This is a genomic window from Streptomyces stoeckheimensis (genome assembly GCF_045822005.1).
GTDB lineage: Bacteria > Actinomycetota > Actinomycetes > Streptomycetales > Streptomycetaceae > Streptomyces > Streptomyces stoeckheimensis.
The window spans coordinates 4650996-4670165 of record NZ_CP169550.1; the positions used below are offsets into that span (position 1 = coordinate 4650996).

Here is a 19170-nt window from a genome sequence, read left to right on the forward strand (position 1 = left end):
GCACGGCCCGTCGTCCCCATCGACGACAGCCGTCCCCCGCGCGGTCCCGGGTCGCGTACCGCCCCCGACGGACGTTTCATGGACCCGCAAGAAAACTGCACGAACCGTGTGAACCTGCTTCAAGCGGACAGTGACGCGAAACGTGTACGTGTGGTGAACCACCGCTTACATGGTGTGATGTGGCCCTCGGCGTTCAACGGAAAGGAACGAGCGCTCATGCGCGAGATCCTCGGAAGGCGTCTCCAGCGGCTCCGCAATCGCTTGCAATCCCTGCGCCCCGCCCCGCCGCAGGGTGAAGCGCCGGCCCTCCTCGACGCGGCGCTGACCTGCGCCACCACCTGGAACTGGCCCGTGCTGCCGGGCGTCGGACGCTCCGGCGTCGACAGCGCGCGGTGTGCCTGCCCCGACCCCGACTGCGCCGTACCCGGCGCACACCCCTTCGATCCCGGGCTGCTCGCGGCCACCACCGACCCCCGAATGGTGTCCTGGTGGTGGGCCAACCGGGCGGGCGCCCCGATCCTGCTGGCGACCGGCGGGAGCGCGCCCTGCGCGGTGAGCCTGCCCGCCGCAGCGGCCGCGCGTGCCGTCGCACGACTGGACGCCGAGGGGATGCGGCTCGGGCCGATCGTGGCCACGCCCACGCGGTGGTCGCTGCTCGTGGAGCCGTACTCGCTGGAGCGGCTCGGCGAGATCCTCTACGCCAAGGACCACGTGCCCTCCTCGCTGCGTTTCCACGGCGAGGGCGGCTACTTGCTGCTGCCGCCCTCACTCGCGATCGGCGGCGGGCAGGTGCGGTGGGAGCGCGAACCGGCGGGGGCCGGAGGGATCTGGCTGCCGGAGGTGGAGGCGGTCGTGGACGCGCTGGTGGAGGCGAGCAGCGGGGCGTCGGGCGGCGGGAGCCGACTCGCGTACTGAGCCCGTGCGCGGACGGATCACTCGTACGGGTGTCAGCGAGACGAGTTTCCAAGGGAATTGGGCGCGGGGATCTGCGTGCCCCATTCCCGGATCGCTATCTTCGGCGAATGAATCTCCGCCTGATCGGTATCGGCGCCGGTGTGTTGATCATCTTGTCGCTCCCGCTGGCGGGAGCGATCGCCGGGCCGGATTTCGCCGGTCAGAGCGATGGAAAGGGCGGAGGGCTGCTCTCCACCTTCGGCCTCGGGCACCCCTCCAAGGGCGCCCCGGGGGAATCGGGCCGCGCGGACTCCGAGAACCCCGACAGCGCTGATAACTCTCCCGGCTCGGCCGATTCGGGCGGCTCGGGAGCGAATTCGGCCTCCGGTCGGTCCCGTATGCAGACCCCGGCCGCGGCGCCGGCCCGCCCGGGCCCGGCTGAGCAGCCGCGTACGGACGCCCGCTGCGGACCTGAACTGTCCTCCCCGCAGGGGGTGGAGGCGCAGACGTGCGTCCTGTCGGGCGAGGGCCGGACGTGGGGGCGCAGCTACTACCGGAACACCAGCGGCCGCGCGCTCGACGCGGTGCTCACGGTGATGGGTCCGGCGGGGCGCACGGTGCAGATCCGCTGTGCGGTTGGTGCGGGCGACGAACCGGGGCTGTGCGAAACGCCGAAGGAGGAGTCGGCCGGGGTTCCGGGGGACTACTCGGCCGTAGCGGAATTTGCAGTTCCGGATGATGAAGGAGCCCTGCTCCTGCGGTCCGGGAGCAACTCACCGGTACCGGGTGACGGTTGAGCGTCACGGAAAATCAAGGGCCCGGTCGCTGGCGACGGGGGATGCACCAGCGACCGGGCTACAAGAACGGTAACAAGAGATCGCCTGTTCGCAAATTCGATCTCTGATATTCGGACAGCGATTTGCAGGCGATTAGCGGGAGTTGTGACACCGATCACCGGTGACGGGTGACCGGTGACGCTCCCGCAGCCCCTCCCCGGGGCCCTCCGGCGACCCTCGTGGCCGGCCCGCGAACGGGCCGGCCACCAGGTCAGCTGAGCGTGACCTGGCGGTTGGTGAGGCCGCCGCGGGCGCGGCGCTCCTCCGTGGTCAGCGGCGCGTCCGTTGCGAGAGCAGCGGCGAGCCGCTCCGCGAGCTCGGCCGCGGGCTTCTCCACGTCCTCGGCCGAGACCCCGGTCGGCAGGTCCCAGACGGGGACCATCAGGCCGTGGGCGCGGAAGGAGCCGACCAGCTTGGTGCCCTCGCCGAGCGAGGACGTGCCCGCGGCGTGCAGCCGCGCGAGCGCGTCGAGCAGCTTCTCCTCGGGGTGCGGCATGACCCAGCGCAGGTGGTTCTTGTCCGGGGTCTCGCACCAGTAGGCGGCATCCACGCCGGTCAGCTTGACGGTCGGGATGGCGGCCGCGTTGGCGCGCTCCAGCGAGGCGGCGATCTCCGGGGAGGCGCTCTGGGCGCTCTCCGCTTCCGGAATCCAGAATTCGAACCCGGTGTGGACAACCGGCTCGAAACCGCCGTCCGCGGACAGGAGATCCTGAAGTCGCGGACCCTCGGCCGGAACCCGGCGGGCCGCGACGACGGTGCCGGGCTCGGCCGCGAGCGCGCGCTCCAGGGTGTCGGCCATGTCCCGGGCGAGGTCGCCGGTGGTCGAGTCGTTCTGCAGGCCGAGCAGCACGGAGCCGTCCTCGCGGCGCAGTGCCGGCGAGGCCAGCGGGAGTACGGTCACCAGCGTGACGGAGGGGACGCCCTCGGGCAGTCCGCCCTTGAGGGTGAGCGGCACGGTGGCGGCGGGGACGAGCTCGCGCAGCGCGACCCAGTCGCACTCGCCGGGCAGGCCCTCGAACGGGCGGGCCACGTGCTCGGTCACGGCGTGCGCGGCGGCCGCGCCGTGGCAGGCCTTGTAACGGCGCCCGGATCCGCAGGGGCAGGGCTCGCGAGCGCCCACCACCGGGATCTCCCCGTTGTTGAGCTGCGGCTTTGCGGACTTCGCGGCGGGGCGCTTCTTGGCCATCGTGGGTGTCTCCCGGTTGCGGCGGTACGGCGTCGGTCTGGGCGCGAGCCTAGCCGTTCGTACCGCCACAACCGGTGGGGTGCGGCCGGGAGCACGGTCGGCGTGCACTCCCGGACGGCCGCCATCCGTCCACCCGCGGTCGGGGACCGGTCAGATCAGGGATCCAGATCGTCGAAGGCCGTACTGAAATCGATCGCAGGGGGCGCAACGCGCGTAGCGAAATCCTCGTGCCGGGGCCCACAGGCAACGGTCGCCCAGACGGTGACCTCACCCGCCGCTCCGTCCCGGACACCCCAGTCCTGGGCCAGGGCGCTGATGATGTTCAGCCCCCGCCCGCCCCGCGCGGTGACCGAGGGCTTGGCCGGGAGGGGACGGGTGGGCCCGCCGCCGTCCGTGACCTCGACCGTCAGCCGCCCCGCCTTGTCGACGCGCCACGACGCGTGTATCCCGCCGTCGCCGATCTCCCGTGCGCCCAGCGGTCTGCCGTGCCGGCAGGCGTTGCTGAGTAGTTCGGAAAGGATCAGAACGGCGTCATCCACGATCGATTCGGACACCCCGCTGATGCGCAGCTGCTCGCGCATCCGGTGCCTCGCCTCGCCCACGCCCGCAGGACCATGGGACACGTCCATGCACGACGACGTGGGCACTTCTTGTGCCACCATCAACGCCACCCCCGGAACCTCCTTAGCCCCACGCATGGTCTGGATGCCCCAATGGCCTGGACCGGAAACCGCCGGACCGGCGCCCTCTGACGCATTCGGGGCGACCGAATGCGGAGCGGATGCGCCGGTGCACACCCCGTAACGGGTGTTGCGCGTGGGACGGATGCGCAAAACGGGATGTCAGCGTCCCAGCTGTGACAAAACTTGTCGCGGCCGGTTCGTGATGATCGCTTCCACGCCCAGATCAGCGCAGAGCTGAACATCTTCCGGATCGTTCACGGTCCACACGTGAACGGAGTGCCCGGCGGCCTGAAGTTTGCGGACGTAGGCCGGGTGGTTGCGCACGATCCGCATGCCCGGTCCGGCGATCCGTACTCCCGCCGGGAGCCGCCCGTCCCGCATCCGGGGCGAGATGAACTGCATCAGGTAGACGGTCGGGACCGTCGGCGCGGCCGCCCGCATCCGGTGCAGGGAGCGTGCGGAGAAGCTCATCACCCGGACCGGGTGCGGCCCCTCCGCGGGCGGGGCGTCCAGCGCGAAGCGCTTGAGGAGGAAGAGCAGGCGCTCCTCCACCTGTCCGGCCCAGCGGGTCGGGTGCTTCGTCTCGATGGCCAGCTGTACCGGCCGCCCGGCGTCCGCGACCAGCTCCAGCAGCCGCTCCAGGGTGAGCACGGAGGTCCGCTCGGGGTCCGCGTCCCAGTCGGGGGACTCCTCGCGGTCCTTCCATGAGCCGAAGTCGAGGGCGGCCAGGTCGGCCAGCTCCAGTGCGGAGACGGCGCCGCGGCCGTTGGAGGTGCGGTTCACCCGCCGGTCGTGGACCAGGACCAGATGGCCGTCGGCCGTGAGCCGGACATCGCATTCGAGGGCGTCGGCCCCGTCGTCGATGGCCTTGCGGTAGGCGGCCAGCGTGTGTTCGGGGGCATCCTCCGAGGCGCCGCGGTGGGCGACGACCTGGATGGGGCGCGGCGTTGCGTGGGTCACCGGCTCATGGTGCCACCGAGAGGGGGCCGGATGTCGGGGGGAGCCCTGCGGGTGCTTCTGCGGATGCGCCCGAAATGTCGGAGATAAAGGATGGGGGAGACTCACAGGTCCGGCTTACAGTGCTCTGACGGGTCATGGGAAAGGCTTTGCCCAGGAACTTGTACGGCACGTCGAACGTTCAGTCGGACCGATATCGCCCGTATTTCTGAAGCCGTGTGTGACGAGGAGAGAGCGCTGTGAGCACCGAGAACGAGGGCACCGCGGCCCCGACACCCCCCGCGGCCCCGCCCGCACCCCCGGTGGCCGCGCCCGTCGACGCCGCGCCGTCCGCGCCCGCCGCGTCGGCGCCCGTGGAGCCGGTGACGCAGCAGTTGCCGCCGCCGCCCGCGCCCGGCGCCGAGCCGACCCAGCAGCTCCCCCAGACCCCGGCGGCGCAGCCTCCGGCAGTGCAGCCCCCGGCCGCGGCCCAGCCCGCCGCGCCCGCCGCGCCCGTCCAGCCTCAGGCTCCCGCTTACGCCGAGAGCCCGGTCCCGCCGGTCACCCCGGCGTACGCCGAGGCCCCGGCCCCGGCCCCGCAGGCGCTGGGCGCCGAGGGCTGGCCTCCTCCTCCGCCCGCGGCCCCCGCGTACGGGGCCGGCGGCGGCCACGGCGGCGGCGCCTGGGGCGTGCCCCTGGCCACCGACGGTGCCCCGCAGCCCAAGCGGAAGGGCAAGGGCGGCCTGATCGCCGGCGTGCTCGCTGCGGCGCTCCTCGCGGGCGGCGTCGGCGGTGGCGTCGGCTACTGGGCGGCCAACCGGAGCGGCAACGTCTCCGGCTCGACCACGGTCAGCGCCGGCAACACGCCCAAGGACCTCAAGCGCGATGCCGGCTCCGTCGCGGGCCTCGCCGCCGGCGCGCTGCCCAGCGTCGTCACCATCGAGGCCTCGGCCGGCGACGGCGAGGGCGGCACCGGCACCGGCTTCGTCTACGACCAGCAGGGCCACATCCTCACGAACAACCACGTGGTCGCCTCCGCGGCCAACGGCGGCAAGCTCAGCGCGACCTTCTCCGACGGCAAGAAGTACGAGGCCGAGGTCGTCGGTCGCGCCCAGGGGTACGACGTGGCCGTCCTCAAGCTGAAGAACCCGCCGTCCGGGCTCAAGCCGCTGCCCCTCGGCGACTCGGACAAGGTCGCCGTCGGGGACTCGACCATCGCGATCGGCGCGCCCTTCGGCCTGTCCAACACGGTCACCACCGGCATCGTCAGCGCCAAGAACCGCCCGGTCGCCTCGGGTGACGGCTCCAGCGGCAAGAACTCGTACATGAGCGCCCTCCAGACGGACGCCTCGATCAACCCGGGCAACTCCGGCGGTCCGCTGCTCGACAGCCGCGGCGCGGTCATCGGCATCAACTCCGCGATCCAGTCAGCCGGCAACGGCGGCTTCGGCGGCGGCCAGGCCGGCTCCATCGGCCTCGGTTTCGCCATCCCGGTCAACCAGGCGAAGAACGTCGCCGAATCGCTGATCAAGACCGGCAAGCCGGTCTACCCGGTGATCTCGGTCTCCGTGGACCTCGCGGCCAAGACCGACGGCGCGAAGATCTCCGAGACGGGCGCCTCGGCCAACGAGCTGGTCGACCCGAACGGCCCTGCGGGCAAGGCGGGGCTGAAGCCCGGCGACATCATCACCGAGCTCGGCGGCAAGCCGATCGACAGCGGCCCGACCCTGATCAGCGAGATCTGGACGTACAAGCCGGGTGACACGGTGAAGCTGACCTACCTGCGCGGCGGCAAGCCGACCACGGTGGACATCACCCTCGGTTCGCGGGTCGGCGACAAGTAGCGGCCGGCCGCGACGCACAGGCCGGCCGCGACGCACAGGCCGGCCGCGACGCACAGGCCGGCCGCCGCGCGCGGGCCGGACCGGCGGGCGGCAGGACCAACTGGCTTGATGGTGAGGGGCCGTAGGCGCGATTGTGCCTGCGGCCCCTCCCAACGTCCGCTTATGCTTCGACCGTGTTCGATTCGCGGCACATACGGACGTTCCATGAGGTGGTCGCCTCGGGGTCCTACTCGGCCGCCGCCCGGGTCCTCGGGTACACGCAGCCCGCGATCACCCAGCAGATGAAGGCGCTCGAACGCGCCGTCGGCACCCCGCTGTTCACCCGCGTCGGACGCCGCATGCAGCTCACCGAGGCCGGGGAGTCCATGGCCCGGCACGCCGAGGCCATCCTCGGCAGCCTCTCCGCCGCCGAGGCCCAGCTGAAGGCCTACGCCCGGCTGCTGACCGGCCGCGTCCGGCTGTGCGGCTTCCCCAGCGCCAACGTCACCCTGGTCCCGGAAGCCCTGAGCAGCCTGGCCAAGGAGCACCCGGGCATTCAGGTCGAGCTGCTGGAGGGGGAGCCCCCGGACTCGCTGCGCAGGCTGGAGCGCGGCGAGTGCGACATCACCCTCGCCTTCACCTATCCCGGCCTGCACGAGGAGGTCCCGGAGGAGGTCGCCGAGGTCAGGCTCATGGAGGACCAGCTGACGGTGCTGCTGCCGACCGGGCACGCACTGGCCCGGCGGCGGGCCGTGCACCTCGCGGACCTCTCCGAAGAGCGGTGGATCGCCGGCTGCCCGCGCTGCCGGGCGAACCTGCTGCACGAATGCGCGGGGCTCGGCTTCGTCCCCGACATCCGGTTCGCCACCGACGACAACCTGGTGGTCCAGAGCCTGGTCGCACAGGGCCTGGGCGTGGCCATGATGCCCGCGCTGGTGCTGCCTTCGCTCTCGCTGAGCAAGGTGTGCGGGCGGGCCCTGCTGCCGGCCGCCCGCCGTCACATCGCCGCACACGTGTACCGCGACCATCTACGGGTCCCGGCGACGGCGGTGGTGCTGGAGGCCCTGAAGCAGGCGGCCTCCAACCGCGTCGGCTGCTGAACCGCCGCAGACGGATCAGGCTCAGACCCCAACCCATAAGCTGGTCTTGGGATTTCAGCTCATAACTGTCGTTGGACGTGATGGGTGGGCTCCTCGACGCTCCCCCTATGACCACCACCACGCCGGCCCGCACGACCGCGAGGATGGCCGCCCTCGTCAGTGAGATCCGTACGGTCGTCGACCGGGGGCTGGCCCCCGATCTGACCGCCTACCTGGTCGGCGAACGCCTCGCCCCGCACCTGGGGACGCCCGGTCTGCTCACCCCCGAGCAGTGCGAAGGGCACGCCGACCGCTACCGGCAGCACGTCCTGCACGCGGAGCCGGACGGCAGCTTCTCCGTGGTGGCCCTGGTGTGGCTCCCGGGCCAGGAGACCGCCGTCCACGACCACGTCTCGTGGTGCGTGGCCGGGGTGCACGAGGGCGAGGAGAGCGAGCTCCGCTACCGCCTCGTCCCCGCCACGGCCACCACCGGAGCCCGGCTGGTGGCGACCGAACACGTGGTCAACGGCCCCGGTGACGTCTGCGGGTTCGCCCCGCCCGGCGACATCCACAAGGTCCGCAACTCCTGTCGTACGAAGGCGATATCCCTGCACGTCTACGGCGCCGACGTCGTACGCCTGGGCAGCAGTGTCCGCCGCGTCTACACGCTCCCGACCGACTGATGGCCCTGCTGAACCGCCCGGTGCGCGGGGCGGGATCACCGGTTCCGGTCGATGTTTCACGTGAAACATCGTCATCGTGGCCCGGGTTGGGCCTCGCGGCGGCCGGAGTCATGGTGGCCTGGTCGGTGCACCGGCTGGTGCCCTGGGCTCCGATGCTGACGGTGTCGGTGGTGCTCGGCATCGCCGCGGCGCACCTCCCCGGCCTACGGGGCGTCGTACGGGGACCCGCGCGGCCGGGCCTCTCGCTGGCCGGGCGTCGCCTGATGCGGATCGGCATCGTCCTGCTGGGCCTGGCGCTGGGGCTGGACGAGGTGCTCCGGCTGGGCTGGGCCACCGTGGCGATGGTGGCCGGGGTGGTGGCGGCGACCTTCCTCGGCACCCTCTGGCTCGGCCGGCGGCTCGGACTCCCCGGGGACCAGCCGTTGCTGATCGCCACCGGATATTCGATCTGCGGGGCCTCGGCCATCGGGGCCGTCAGTCAGGTGTCGGGCAGTGACGAGGAGGACGTGGCCTCCTCGGTGGCCCTGGTCACCCTGTGCGGGACCCTCGCCATCGCGGTGCTCCCGCTCCTCCAGTCTCCCCTCGGCCTCTCCGACCCGGACTTCGGCCGCTGGGTGGGTGCGAGCGTCCACGACGTCGGCCAGGTCGTGGCGACCGCCCAGACGGCGGGCCCCGGCGCCCTCGGCGAAGCGGTGCTGGTCAAGCTGATGCGCGTGGCACTGCTGGCCCCGCTGGTCGCGGCGGTGGCCTTCTCGGTACGGGCCCGCCGGCGCGGAGTGCGCACGTCCTCGGGCCGCCGCCCGGCTCCGGTGCCGCTGTTCGTCGCCGGGTTCCTCGCCGCGGCCGCGCTGCGCGCCACCGGGGTACTGCCCGACGTAGCGTTGGAAGGGGCGCACACCGCGCAGGAACTGCTGCTGGCCGCCGCCTTGTTCGGCCTGGGCAGCGCGGTTCACCTGCCCACCCTGTCCCGTACCGGCGGCCGGGCCGCCCTCCTGGGTCTCGCGGCCTGGGTGGTGGTGGCCGGAGCCTCGTATGCGGGCGTTCTCCTCACCACCTAACCGGAGTTGGCCATTTCCTGGCCGGAACCGACCGAACGTTCCGACTGCTGCCTGACATCTCGTTCCCGGCGTGCCACTCTGCCCCCGATCCGCACCGACAACTCTTCATCCGGGCACGGCAGAAGGAGTCATGCGTGAATCGCCATCGGACAGCCATATCGGTTCTGCTCGCGACGGGCACCCTGCTCGCGGGTGCGTTGACGGCGGCCTCCCCCTCGGCCGCCGTACCGCGCCCCGCCTCCCAGGGCTCCTGGTCGGCCGAGCGGATGCGGGCCGCCACCCCGCTGGACATCACGGCCGCCCCGGGCGCGACCGCCCGTACGGCGCCCACCACCTCGGAGCACCCCACGACGATCGCCCCGACCCCCGCGAGTTCCTCCCCCACGGGCTTCCTCAAGGATTCCCTCAAGGCCTCCCCCGCGGCCTTCCCCCAGCCGGGCGGCGCGTGGACATCCGGCGGCGCGGTGGTCAAAACCTCGGGCCGGGTCTTCTTCACCTTCAACGGGAAGAGCGCCTCCTGCTCGGGCGACTCGATCACCAGCGCCAACGGCAGCACGGTGATCACCGCCGGCCATTGCGTGAAGTACCAGGGCGCCTGGCACACCGACTGGATCTTCGTCCCGGGCTACGACAACGGGAACGCGCCCTACGGGCAGTGGAGGGCCACCAAGACCTTCGCGACCGACCAGTGGGTGGCGAGCGAGGACATGAACATGGACGTCGGCCTGGCGGTCGTCGCCCCACTGGACGGCCGGACGCTCAGCCAGACCGTCGGAGCCCAGGGCATCGTGTTCAACGGCGGCTACAACAAGAAGATGTACGCCTTCGGCTTCCCGGCGGCGGCCCCGTACGACGGCACCAAGCTCGTCTACTGCAGTGGCAACAGCGGCAAGGACTTCCTGCTGACCAAGGACCACAGCCTGCCGTGCAACATGACCGGCGGCTCCAGCGGCGGCCCCTGGTTCCAGGACTTCAACGAGGCGACCGGTCTGGGCACCCAGGTCTCGGTGAACAGCTTCGGCTACACGTTCCTCCCGAACCGGATGTACGGCCCGTACTTCGGCAACGAGGCGAAGGCGGCCTACGACAAGGCCCAGACCGCCTGACCTCCAGAAAATCCCCAGCGCCGCCCACCCCAGCCGCCCGGTACTCTGTACCCGCCAGGTGGGTTGCCCGAGCGGCCTAAGGGAACGGTCTTGAAAACCGTCGTGGCGCGAGTCACCGTGGGTTCAAATCCCACACCCACCGCACCAGGCAGGGCCGAGGCCCAGCCAGGAAGGGGTGCCCCGTTCCGGGGCACCCCTTCTGCGTTCTCCGCTGCTCGTGCAGGCCACGTGCCCGACCGGTGGAGTCAGGCGAACCAGACGACCAGGCGGACGCCCTCGTCCCCGTGCAGGCCGGCCAAGGTGCGCATGACGGCCCAGACGGCACCCCAATCGCTCTCGGGCACCGTGTCCCTGCGCCGGAGCGGGCCGACGCGGAACAGGCGGTCGCCGTCGGGCCACTCCGTGCCCTCCGGGTTGGCGCGCACCGCGTCGCGGAGGACTTGGGCTTCGGCGATGCCGGAGAGCTCGGTGAAGCGGGTGAGGCCGGTGTTCCTGCCGTACAGCTCCCAGGTTCCGTCGGCGCCGCGGCGGTACTCGTGCACGCAGTCGTCGACCTCCGTCGCGAGCTCATCCCAGTTCACGGCTGCCAGCTCCGCCCAGGTGATCCAGGACGAGCCCCTCGAATCCCTGCCCCACGCCTCGAAGGCGGTGCGGCTCTCCTGGGATGCGTCCTCGGGGAGGCCGCGGCAGTCGGCGAGCGGAGGGAACGTAGTGGGCTCGCGCACGCCGAACAGCGACCCGAAGGCGGCGTAGGAGCGACCGTTGTAGAGGTCCGCGATGTCAGCGGCCTTGTTCCAGCTGCGGTCGTCCTCGTCCAGCCAGCGATCCCAGCGGCACTCGATGAAGCCGTAGATGTCTGTCCCCATGCCGGGAATTCTGCTCGGTGGGGCGGCATCGGGCGAGGGATTTGAGGTGTGCCCGCCGGAGCGGTGGTGGTGGGTGCCCGGGGTGCACACCGACCTCCCGCCGGATCAGTAGTCCTTGAGGGTGATGGAGTTCGCGGCCTTCTGGATCGGCTCCATGACCTTGGCCATCATGCGCTGCTTGCCCGGCAGGCGGCCCAGGAGGGAGAGCACGGTCAGCTGGATCGAGATCTGGCGCTTGGTCCGCATGACCATGTGCTTGATGTTCGAGGGGCCGAGCTTCTGGTTCTCCTCCGCGAAGCGGCGCATGTCGATCTTGTAGCCGCCCTCCCGGAGGGCGGAGGCGCGCTCTACCACGGTCGGCCGGAATCCGTGGTGGCGCAGCCAGTGGGCCAAGGCGGTGCCCGCGATGCCTGCACCCGATATCAGTACGTTTCGGTTCTGCATGGAACGTGGTCCCCCGACCATGAGAAGAAGATCCGCCGTGCTGTGGTGGAGCGTGGAGCGCGAGCTCTGCCGATATCAACAGCCGTCTGTGAAAGGGGAGATGGCGATCTTGCGGTGAAAGTCCCGCCCGGGTTCGCGCGAGGGTTCAAGGGATCGAAATTGTGCTATTAGCCCCTTTGAGTGGTGTTTGTCGGAAGATCGGCGCGGGGCGTGGAGGCGCTCCGCTTGCGCCCGCATCATGACGAATGTATTCAGATCCACCCGTCGGAACATCGCGAAATGAGGGACCCGTCATGGCTCACCGCAGCACCATCACGTCGATCTGGACCACCGTCCTCGCGGCCCTCGTGGCCCTCCTCGCCTCCCTCGGCCTCGGCGGCAAGGCCGCCCAGGCCGCCGCCACCCCGCTCTCCTCCTCCCCCGCCGCCGCCCCCGCGGCCGTCGCGGTGAACCGGCCGGCCTTCATGGCCCGACGGACCTGGAGGGCGATGATGCGCGGTGGTTCGCTCCCGCCCACCATCAAGCAGCGCATCCGCGCCGAGGCCCACGGCAAGACCCCGTCCGTCCGCCGCTCCACCACCGCCCTGTCCGCCGGTTCCGGAATCGGGTCCGGGTCCGAGTTCGGAGTGGACGACAGTGTCCGTAGTGCCGCGATCGCCGCAGCGGTCCGCGTCGGAGCCGCTCGCCGGGACATGGCCCTCGCCGCGTAGTGCGCGGCACGGAGCACTCGTTCCGTACGCAGACGCGGCACCCGTCGACCGCAGGACCCGTCGACCGTAGGGCCCGTTGATCGCAGAACCGGTTGATCGCAGGACCCGTTGACCGCAGGACGCAGTGCGCGCAGGTGCAAGGTGTAGGGCCCAGTGCGCGGCGCCCGGACGCAGGACACGGCAGGGCACGGCAGGACACAGCAGGACGCGGCAGGACCCAGTACCCAGCACCAGGAGTACCCGCCACCCAGTACGCAGGAGCACGCAGGAGCAAGGCAGCAGAACGCGAGAGCAACGCAGCGCAGCGCAGGTGCTTGAGCCCGGTCGGTCGGTGTGAGCAGGCCGCGACCGCGGATCGTGCCGTGAAGGTGCCCCGGAGCGGGGCACAGTGGGAAGGCCCCGGCGAGCGCCGGGGGCGTGCAGGGGGCGTGAAGCTTGGCAGCGCAGGGCCGCAGGCCCGGGAGGCGGTGGGGTTCCCGGACGGCGCGGCCCTTTTCGGCATGTCCGGGGCCGGCTGTTTTGGCGGAACGGTTCGCCCCTTGCCCGGCGGGGGTTTCGGCGGGTCTCGACGCGCTGACCTGGGGCGCCGGGGGCGCGAATGGGGTTTATCCGATGTTGGTCATGCTTGCGGGGGAATCGGGGACTCCGGGGTGGTTCGCCGGGGATTCGGTGGGCAACTCTGGTCTCGCGACGTCGTCACCACACGGAACGACCGAGGCGGTCGGCCAACTGCCTTGGAGTAAACCCCACTTCGGTTTTCTGGAGGATACAGACATGGCAAGCATCCGTACCGCCCGCGTCATCGCCGCCGTCGCCGCTCTCCCCCTCGCCGTCGCCCTCTTCGGCGGGGTGGCATCGGCCGACAACGGCTCCTTCGCGAACGACGGATCGAATGCGAGCGTCGCCAGCATCATCGGCAGCGGCGTGGGTGGCAACAACCACGGCAACTCCTCCACCTCGCAGCAGGTGGCCACCGGATCCGGCGCGTCCAACCAGAACAACACCGCGCAGGTCAACGGCTCGGCCTTCACCGCGATCGAACAGCACAACTCCACCGTGGCCGTGAACTTCTACCCCTGGTGGTAGCCGCGGCCTGAGCCGCACCGACTGACGAGGGCGCCTGTGCGACCGGACCGGCTGGGGTCCGGTAGTGCGGGCGCCCTCGGGCGTTTTACGTGCTCCGTCACAGTGCCCCGGCCTTGACATCCACCTGGAATCTGACGGACAGTCAGCTCCACTTGATGATGTGATGCCGGGAGGCCAGCGCCGTGCACCTCGCCCCGACCGAAGGCCAGTTGCGGCTCCGCTCCGAGCTGCGGGAGTACTTCGGAAACCTGCTGCCGGACGGGGTGCCCGAGGACCCCGCCGAGCAGCGCGCACTACTGCGCCGCATAGGCGCCGACGGACTCCTCGGCCTCGGCTGGCCCGTCGAGTACGGAGGTCAGGGCCGCGGCCCGGACGAGCAGTTCGTGTTCTTCGACGAGGCCTACCGGGCCGGCGCCCCCGTCTCCATGGTCACCCTCAACACCGTCGGCCCGACCCTGATGAAGTACGGGACGCAGGAGCAGAAGGACTACTTTCTGCCCCGGATCCTCAAGGGCGAACTCGTCTTCGCCATCGGCTACTCCGAGCCCGAGGCGGGCACCGACCTCGCCTCGCTGCGCACCCGGGCGGTCCGGGACGACGAAGGCTGGCTGATCGACGGCCAGAAGATCTTCACCTCCAACGCCCAGAACGCCGACTGGATCTGGCTCGCCTGCCGCACCGACCCGGAGGCCCCCAAGCACAAGGGCATCTCCATCATCCTGGTGCCCACGGACGACCCCGGCTTCTCCTGGACCCCGATCGACACCGTCGGCGGCCTGACCACGACCGCCACGTACTACGACTCGATCCGCGTGCCCGCCGGCAACCTCGTCGGCCCCGAGCACGGCGGCTGGGGCCTGATCACCAACCAGCTCAACCACGAACGCGTGGCCCTCGCCGCCATCGGCATGCAGGCCGAAGACTTCTACCGCGGCGCGCTCGACCACGCCCGCACCCCCGACCCGGTCACCGGCGACCGTCCCGCCGACCGCCCCTGGGTGCAGTCGCGGCTCGCCGAGGCCCACGCGCGGCTCGCCGCCGTACGCCTCCTCAACTGGCGCCTCGTCCAGGACGTCGGCGCCGGCACCCTGGCCCCGGGCGACGCGAGCGGCGTGAAGTTCCTGGGCACCGAGTCCACCGTCGAGGTGTACCGGATCTGCCAGGAGGTGGTGGGGGAGGAGGCGCTCGTCCGGGGATCCGGCCCCGAGGTCTTCGCGGGCGGGGAGCTGGAGCGGATGAACAGGGCCGCCCAGATCAACACCTTCGGGGGCGGCGTCAGCGAGGTCCAACGGGAGATCGTCGCCATGATGCGGCTCGGTATGAAGGGAAGGAAGCGATGACCGCCAAGCCCGCCACGGACACCTCCGCCACCGAACCGGCGGAAGCGGAAGGGGAAGCCGCACGCTTCCACACCCTGCTCGCGTCCTTCGAAGGGCAGCCCGCCGCCACCGCCGGCCAGGGCAAGGACGCGGTCAACGAGCCGATGATCCGCCACTGGTGCGAGGCGATGGGCGATGCCAACCCCGCCTACACCGGGCCGGACGCCATCGCCCCGCCCACCATGCTCCAGGCGTGGACGATGGGCGGGCTCTCCGGCCACGGCGACCGTTCCTCGGCCTACGACGAGCTCTTCGCGCTGCTCGACGGCGCGGGCTGCACCTCCGTCGTCGCCACCGACTGCGAGCAGGAGTACCTGCGGCCGCTGCGCCCCGGCGACGCGATCACCTTCGACGCCGTCATCGAGTCGGTGTCGCCGCGCAAGACCACCAAACTCGGCACGGGCCACTTCGTGACCACCCGCATGGACGTCCACGCCAACGGCGAACCGGCCGGGACCCACCGCTTCCGGATCCTCAAGTACGCCCCGGCGGCGAAGAAGCCCACCGAGCCGGGAGGATCCACCGAGCCGGGCAGGAAGAAGCCCGCCGCCCAGCGCCCCCGCCCCGTGATCAACCGCGACAACCAGGGCTTCTGGGACGGCGTCCGCGCGCACAAGCTCCTGATCCAGCGCTGCACCGCCTGCGCGACGCTCCGTTTCCCCTGGCTCCCCGGCTGCAACACCTGCGGGAGCCCGGACTGGGACACGGTCGAGGCCTCCGGGGCCGGCACGGTGTTCAGTTACGTGGTCATGCACCATCCACCCTTCCCCGCCTTCGACCCGCCCTACGCGGTGGCGCTCGTCGAGCTCGCCGAAGGCGTCCGGATGGTCAGCAACATCACCGGCGTCCCGTACGACAAGGTCCGCATCGGGCTGCCCGTGCACCTGGAGTTCCTGCGCGTGGACGAGGAACTGGAACTGCCCGTCTTCCGGGGGAGCGAGGCCTGATGGACTTCCACCCCACCGAGGAACAGGCCGCCGCGGCCGGACTCGCCGCCCAGATCTTCGGCGACCTCGCCACCCACGACCGCCTCGGCGCCGCCGGCACCGGCAGTGACGCCGAGCTGTGGAAGGCCCTCACCACCGCCGGGCTGACCGCCGCCGTCGAGGACGTCGGCCTGCTCGGCCTGGTGCTCCTGCTGGAGGAACAGGGCCGCACGACCGCGCAGGTCCCGTACGCCGCCACGTGCGTGTACGGGATCCTCGCCCTGACCCGGCACGGCACCGACGAACAGCGTGCACGACTGCTCCCCGCGCTGAGTTCCGGAGACGCGGTCGCCACCGGGGCCTTCCCGGACCGCGGCCGGATCACCACTTCGCCGGACGGCCGGCTCACCGGCGGCGCCCCCGCCGTGCCCTGGCTGCGCGAGGCCACGCACGTGCTGGTCCCGGACGGGACGGGAGCCCTGTGGCTCGTACGGACGGACGCGTCCGGGGTGCGTACGGAGCCGGTAGAGACCACCGCTCCCTGGTCGGCGGGCCGCCTGACCCTGACCGGCGCCGAGGCGGAACGGGTCGGGGGAGAAGGCGCCTACGCGGACGTACTGGCCGTCGCCCGGACCGCCTTCGCCGGCCTCCAGGCGGGGGTCTGCGCGGGCTCGCTGGCCCGCGCCGTGGAGTACACCTCCACCCGCGAACAGTTCGGCCGGCCGCTCTCCACCAACCAGGGGGTCATGCTGCGCGCGGCCGACGCCTACATGGACACCGAGGCGATACGGGTCACCGCGTACGAGGCGGCCTGGCGCATGGACGAGGACCTCCCGGCGGGCGAGCACGCGCTGACGGCGGCCTGGTGGGCCTCGGAAGCGGGCAAACGGGTCGTCCACGCGGGCCAGCACCTGCACGGCGGCATGGGCGCCGACCTCGACCACCCGGTCCACCGGCACTTCCTGTGGGGACGCCAGCTCGACGCGTACCTGGGCTGCGGCAGCGAACTGCTGGCCGAGCTGGGCGCGGTCCTGTCCGACGACGCACCCGAAGGAGACGCCGCATGAACATCGGCGACACACTGCCGCCGCTGGAGATACCGGTCACCCGCACCCTGATCGTCGCGGGCGCGATCGCCTCCCGCGACTACCAGGACGTGCACCACGACGCGGTGCTCGCGCGGGAGAAGGGCTCCCCGGACATCTTCATGAACATCCTGACGACCAACGGCCTGGTCGGTCGCTACATCACCGACCACCTGGGCCCGGCCACCGTGCTGCGCAAGGTGGCGATCCGCCTCGGCGCCCCGAACTACCCCGGCGACACCATGACGCTGACGGGGACCGTCACCGCCGTCGACGGGGACACCGCCGAGATCCGCGTGGTCGGCGCCAACGGCATCGGCCACCACGTCACGGGCACCGTCACCGTCACGCTGGACACCATGCAGGACGGCCTCGGCACCCCGGAGGGCACGGCATGAGCGTCCGCACCCGCGACCAGCTCGGCGGCCGCGCCGCCATCGCCGGCATCGGCGCGACCGAGTTCTCCAAGGACTCCGGCCGCAGTGAGCTCAAGCTGGCCGTCGAAGCCGTGCACGCGGCCCTCGACGACGCCGGGCTCACCCCCGCCGACGTGGACGGCATGGTCACCTTCACGATGGACACGAGCCCCGAGATCACCGTCGCCCAGGCGGCCGGCATCGGGGACCTCTCCTTCTTCTCCCGCATCCACTACGGCGGCGGCGCCGCCTGCGCCACCGTCCAGCAGGCCGCCCTCGCCGTCGCCACCGGAGTCGCCGAGGTCGTGGTCTGCTACCGCGCCTTCAACGAGCGCTCCGGCCGCCGCTTCGGCTCCGGCGTCCAGCAGCGAGAACCCTCGGCGGAGGGCGCGGCGCTCGGCTGGTCGCTGCCCTGGGGGCTGCTCACCCCGGCCTCCTGGGTGGCCATGACGGCCCAGCGCTACCTGCACGCCTACAACCTGACCCCGGAGGCCTTCGGCCACGTCGCGGTCACCGACCGCCGGCACGCGGCGAACAATCCGGCCGCCTACTTCTACGGCAAGCCCATCACCCTCGCCGACCACGCGGCCTCGCGCTGGATCGTCGAGCCGCTGCGGCTGCTCGACTGTTGCCAGGAGACGGACGGCGGCCAGGCCATCGTCGTCACCACCGCCGAGCGGGCCCGCGACCTGCGGCAGAAGCCCGCCGTGATCACGGCGGCCGCACAGGGCGCGGGCCGTCGCCAGGAGGCCATGTCCTCCTTCTACCGGGACGGCCTCACCGGGCTCCCGGAGATGGACGTGGTCGCCCGCCAGCTGTGGCGGACCAGCGGACTGCGGCCCTCGGACATCGACGTCGGCATCCTCTACGACCACTTCACGCCGTTCGTGCTGATGCAGCTGGAGGAGTTCGGCTTCTGCGCGCCGGGCGAGGCGGCCGATTTCGTGGCCGCGGACGCGCTGCCGCTCAACACCCACGGAGGCCAGCTCGGGGAGGCGTACCTGCACGGCATGAACGGCATCGCCGAGGCGGTCCGCCAGCTGCGCGGCACCTCCGTGAACCAGGTCTCCGGGGCCGCCCACGCCCTGGTCACAGCCGGTACCGGGGTCCCGACCTCCGGCCTGATCCTGGGCGCGGACGGCTGATCAGCCCCTTCGTGGACGGCTGAGCAGCGCCTTGCGGACGACCGATCAGCCCCTTGCGGACGGCCGAGCAGCCCCTTGCGGACGGCTGATCAACCCCCTGTGGAAGCCCCGCCTCCTCCACCTTCAGGAGGTGGGGCGGGCCTCAGCCCTACAACCTGAGACGGATCCCGCTTCGGCACTTGCGGCCGATCCCATCGGGCCGCGCCGCTCCTAGCGTGGAGGCATGACCACGCCTGTGTGCACGCTCGCCTCGAATCCGACGCCGTACCCGTCGTTCTCGGCGTACGTCCGGACCCGCGGCACGGTCCTGATGCGCACCGCGCGCTCGCTCACCGCCAACCCCTGCGACGCCGAGGACCTCCTCCAGACGGCGCTGACCAAGACCTACGTCGCGTGGGACCGCATCGAGGACCACCGCGCCCTGGACGGGTACGTCCGCCGGGCCCTGGTCAACACCCGCACCAGCCAGTGGCGCAAGCGCAAGGTCGACGAGTTCGTCTGCGACGAGCTGCCCGAGGCCGACGAACCGCCGGCCGCCGACCCCGCCGAGGCGCAGGCGCTGCGCGACGCGATGTGGCGCGCGGTGACCCGGCTGCCCGACCGGCAGCGGGCGATGGTGGTCCTCCGCTACTACGAGGACCTGAGCGAGGCCCAGACCGCCGAGCTGCTCGGAGTCTCCGTGGGCACCGTCAAGAGCGCCGTCTCCCGGGCGCTGGTCAAGCTCCGCGAGGACCCGGAACTGACCCCCGTCCGCTGAGTGCCACCCCCACCCGGCCGATGTTTCACGTGAAACAACGCCGCGTTTCTACTCTTGGGTAGTGACATGCCG

20 protein-coding genes and 1 tRNA gene are annotated in these 19170 nt (G+C 71.5%); 16 read left to right on the plus strand and 5 right to left on the minus strand.

Translation table 11 applies throughout. The features are described 5' to 3' along the window. Positions 1-216: 216 nt before the first annotated feature. Together ACE1OC_RS21075 and ACE1OC_RS21080 are read left to right on the plus strand one after the other, a co-directional pair. Positions 217-915, plus strand: a complete 699-nt coding sequence (locus tag ACE1OC_RS21075) for a bifunctional DNA primase/polymerase (RefSeq protein ID WP_407838299.1) — start codon at positions 217-219, stop codon at positions 913-915. Between the two features lie 107 nt (positions 916-1022). Next, the gene (locus tag ACE1OC_RS21080) at positions 1023-1691 is read left to right on the plus strand and encodes a hypothetical protein (RefSeq protein WP_407838300.1); all 669 of its coding nucleotides are present in this window, start codon (positions 1023-1025) and stop codon (positions 1689-1691) included. A gap of 250 nt (positions 1692-1941) precedes the next feature. Here ACE1OC_RS21080 and ACE1OC_RS21085 read toward each other — a convergent pair whose 3' ends face one another. The 3 genes from ACE1OC_RS21085 to ACE1OC_RS21095 all read right to left on the minus strand — a co-directional run bounded on the left by ACE1OC_RS21085 (position 1942) and on the right by ACE1OC_RS21095 (position 4559). Then, positions 1942-2916, minus strand: coding sequence for a DUF5926 family protein (locus tag ACE1OC_RS21085; RefSeq protein WP_407838301.1), 975 nt, complete (start codon positions 2914-2916; stop codon positions 1942-1944). 155 nt (positions 2917-3071) lie between these two features. Further along, positions 3072-3578 carry an ATP-binding protein gene (locus ACE1OC_RS21090; RefSeq protein WP_382977834.1) on the minus strand — a complete coding sequence of 169 codons (507 nt, stop codon included), beginning with the start codon at positions 3576-3578 and terminating at the stop codon, positions 3072-3074. Positions 3579-3758: 180 nt separating this feature from the next. Further along, the gene (locus ACE1OC_RS21095) at positions 3759-4559 is read right to left on the minus strand and encodes a glycerophosphodiester phosphodiesterase (RefSeq protein WP_407838302.1); all 801 of its coding nucleotides are present in this window, start codon (positions 4557-4559) and stop codon (positions 3759-3761) included. A gap of 236 nt (positions 4560-4795) precedes the next feature. Between ACE1OC_RS21095 and ACE1OC_RS21100 the strand changes: the two genes are divergently transcribed. From ACE1OC_RS21100 to ACE1OC_RS21125, 6 genes are all read left to right on the plus strand, one after another. Next, positions 4796-6379 (plus strand): S1C family serine protease, encoded by a 1584-nt coding sequence (locus ACE1OC_RS21100; RefSeq protein ID WP_407838303.1) that lies wholly within the window; start codon positions 4796-4798, stop codon positions 6377-6379. A 173-nt stretch (positions 6380-6552) separates the two neighbouring features. Further along, positions 6553-7458, plus strand: coding sequence for a LysR substrate-binding domain-containing protein (locus ACE1OC_RS21105; protein WP_407838304.1), 906 nt, complete (start codon positions 6553-6555; stop codon positions 7456-7458). Positions 7459-7565: 107 nt separating this feature from the next. Then, complete coding sequence (locus ACE1OC_RS21110; RefSeq protein ID WP_407838305.1) at positions 7566-8120, plus strand: cysteine dioxygenase; 555 nt, start codon at positions 7566-7568, stop codon at positions 8118-8120. Beyond that, a complete protein-coding gene (locus ACE1OC_RS21115; protein WP_407838306.1) occupies positions 8120-9178 on the plus strand; it encodes a YeiH family protein in 1059 nt (352 codons plus the stop codon). Before ACE1OC_RS21110 ends, ACE1OC_RS21115 begins: the two co-directional genes overlap by 1 nt. Before the next feature lie 134 nt (positions 9179-9312). Further along, positions 9313-10284 (plus strand): trypsin-like serine peptidase, encoded by a 972-nt coding sequence (locus ACE1OC_RS21120; RefSeq protein ID WP_407838307.1) that lies wholly within the window; start codon positions 9313-9315, stop codon positions 10282-10284. 57 nt (positions 10285-10341) lie between these two features. After that, positions 10342-10426, plus strand: a tRNA-Ser gene (locus ACE1OC_RS21125). A gap of 103 nt (positions 10427-10529) precedes the next feature. Here ACE1OC_RS21125 and ACE1OC_RS21130 read toward each other — a convergent pair. Then, positions 10530-11150: a hypothetical protein gene (locus ACE1OC_RS21130; protein WP_407838308.1), complete on the minus strand. Its 621-nt coding sequence runs from the start codon at positions 11148-11150 to the stop codon at positions 10530-10532. Positions 11151-11255: 105 nt separating this feature from the next. Next, entirely contained in the window at positions 11256-11594 is a 339-nt protein-coding gene (locus tag ACE1OC_RS21135) for a hypothetical protein (protein WP_407838309.1), read from the minus strand. A gap of 293 nt (positions 11595-11887) precedes the next feature. On the opposite strand from ACE1OC_RS21135, the gene ACE1OC_RS21140 reads away from it, so the two are divergent. The 8 genes from ACE1OC_RS21140 to ACE1OC_RS21175 all read left to right on the plus strand — a co-directional run bounded on the left by ACE1OC_RS21140 (position 11888) and on the right by ACE1OC_RS21175 (position 19098). After that, positions 11888-12304, plus strand: a complete 417-nt coding sequence (locus ACE1OC_RS21140) for a DUF6344 domain-containing protein (protein ID WP_407838310.1) — start codon at positions 11888-11890, stop codon at positions 12302-12304. A 774-nt stretch (positions 12305-13078) separates the two neighbouring features. Next, positions 13079-13390 (plus strand): hypothetical protein, encoded by a 312-nt coding sequence (locus ACE1OC_RS21145; protein WP_250738547.1) that lies wholly within the window; start codon positions 13079-13081, stop codon positions 13388-13390. Between the two features lie 182 nt (positions 13391-13572). Then, a complete protein-coding gene (locus ACE1OC_RS21150; RefSeq protein WP_407838311.1) occupies positions 13573-14730 on the plus strand; it encodes an acyl-CoA dehydrogenase family protein in 1158 nt (385 codons plus the stop codon). After that, a complete protein-coding gene (locus ACE1OC_RS21155; RefSeq protein ID WP_407838312.1) occupies positions 14727-15716 on the plus strand; it encodes a bifunctional MaoC family dehydratase N-terminal/OB-fold nucleic acid binding domain-containing protein in 990 nt (329 codons plus the stop codon). Before ACE1OC_RS21150 ends, ACE1OC_RS21155 begins: the two co-directional genes overlap by 4 nt. Continuing rightward, positions 15716-16762 (plus strand): acyl-CoA dehydrogenase family protein, encoded by a 1047-nt coding sequence (locus tag ACE1OC_RS21160; RefSeq protein WP_407838313.1) that lies wholly within the window; start codon positions 15716-15718, stop codon positions 16760-16762. The genes ACE1OC_RS21155 and ACE1OC_RS21160 overlap by 1 nt, the downstream gene beginning before the upstream one ends. Next, a complete protein-coding gene (locus ACE1OC_RS21165; RefSeq protein ID WP_407838314.1) occupies positions 16759-17178 on the plus strand; it encodes a MaoC family dehydratase in 420 nt (139 codons plus the stop codon). The genes ACE1OC_RS21160 and ACE1OC_RS21165 overlap by 4 nt, the downstream gene beginning before the upstream one ends. Beyond that, complete coding sequence (locus ACE1OC_RS21170) at positions 17175-18341, plus strand: lipid-transfer protein (protein WP_250738542.1); 1167 nt, start codon at positions 17175-17177, stop codon at positions 18339-18341. The genes ACE1OC_RS21165 and ACE1OC_RS21170 overlap by 4 nt, the downstream gene beginning before the upstream one ends. Before the next feature lie 223 nt (positions 18342-18564). Continuing rightward, positions 18565-19098, plus strand: coding sequence for a SigE family RNA polymerase sigma factor (locus ACE1OC_RS21175; protein ID WP_407838315.1), 534 nt, complete (start codon positions 18565-18567; stop codon positions 19096-19098). The last annotated feature ends 72 nt before the right edge of the window (positions 19099-19170 follow it).

Bases quoted from the DNA above. Each gene is read 5' to 3' on its own strand.
- ACE1OC_RS21075 (WP_407838299.1), top strand. From the start codon at position 217: ATGCGCGAGATCCTCGGAAGGCGTCTCCAGCGGCTCCGCAATCGCTTG.
- ACE1OC_RS21080 (WP_407838300.1), top strand. From the start codon at position 1,023: ATGAATCTCCGCCTGATCGGTATCGGCGCCGGTGTGTTGATCATCTTG.
- ACE1OC_RS21085 (WP_407838301.1), bottom strand. From the start codon at position 2,916: ATGGCCAAGAAGCGCCCCGCCGCGAAGTCCGCAAAGCCGCAGCTCAAC.
- ACE1OC_RS21090 (WP_382977834.1), bottom strand. From the start codon at position 3,578: ATGGTGGCACAAGAAGTGCCCACGTCGTCGTGCATGGACGTGTCCCAT.
- ACE1OC_RS21110 (WP_407838305.1), top strand. From the start codon at position 7,566: ATGACCACCACCACGCCGGCCCGCACGACCGCGAGGATGGCCGCCCTC.
- ACE1OC_RS21115 (WP_407838306.1), top strand. From the start codon at position 8,120: ATGGCCCTGCTGAACCGCCCGGTGCGCGGGGCGGGATCACCGGTTCCG.
- ACE1OC_RS21130 (WP_407838308.1), bottom strand. From the start codon at position 11,150: ATGGGGACAGACATCTACGGCTTCATCGAGTGCCGCTGGGATCGCTGG.
- ACE1OC_RS21135 (WP_407838309.1), bottom strand. From the start codon at position 11,594: ATGCAGAACCGAAACGTACTGATATCGGGTGCAGGCATCGCGGGCACC.
- ACE1OC_RS21140 (WP_407838310.1), top strand. From the start codon at position 11,888: ATGGCTCACCGCAGCACCATCACGTCGATCTGGACCACCGTCCTCGCG.
- ACE1OC_RS21145 (WP_250738547.1), top strand. From the start codon at position 13,079: ATGGCAAGCATCCGTACCGCCCGCGTCATCGCCGCCGTCGCCGCTCTC.
- ACE1OC_RS21155 (WP_407838312.1), top strand. From the start codon at position 14,727: ATGACCGCCAAGCCCGCCACGGACACCTCCGCCACCGAACCGGCGGAA.
- ACE1OC_RS21160 (WP_407838313.1), top strand. From the start codon at position 15,716: ATGGACTTCCACCCCACCGAGGAACAGGCCGCCGCGGCCGGACTCGCC.
- ACE1OC_RS21165 (WP_407838314.1), top strand. From the start codon at position 16,759: ATGAACATCGGCGACACACTGCCGCCGCTGGAGATACCGGTCACCCGC.
- ACE1OC_RS21170 (WP_250738542.1), top strand. From the start codon at position 17,175: ATGAGCGTCCGCACCCGCGACCAGCTCGGCGGCCGCGCCGCCATCGCC.
- ACE1OC_RS21175 (WP_407838315.1), top strand. From the start codon at position 18,565: ATGACCACGCCTGTGTGCACGCTCGCCTCGAATCCGACGCCGTACCCG.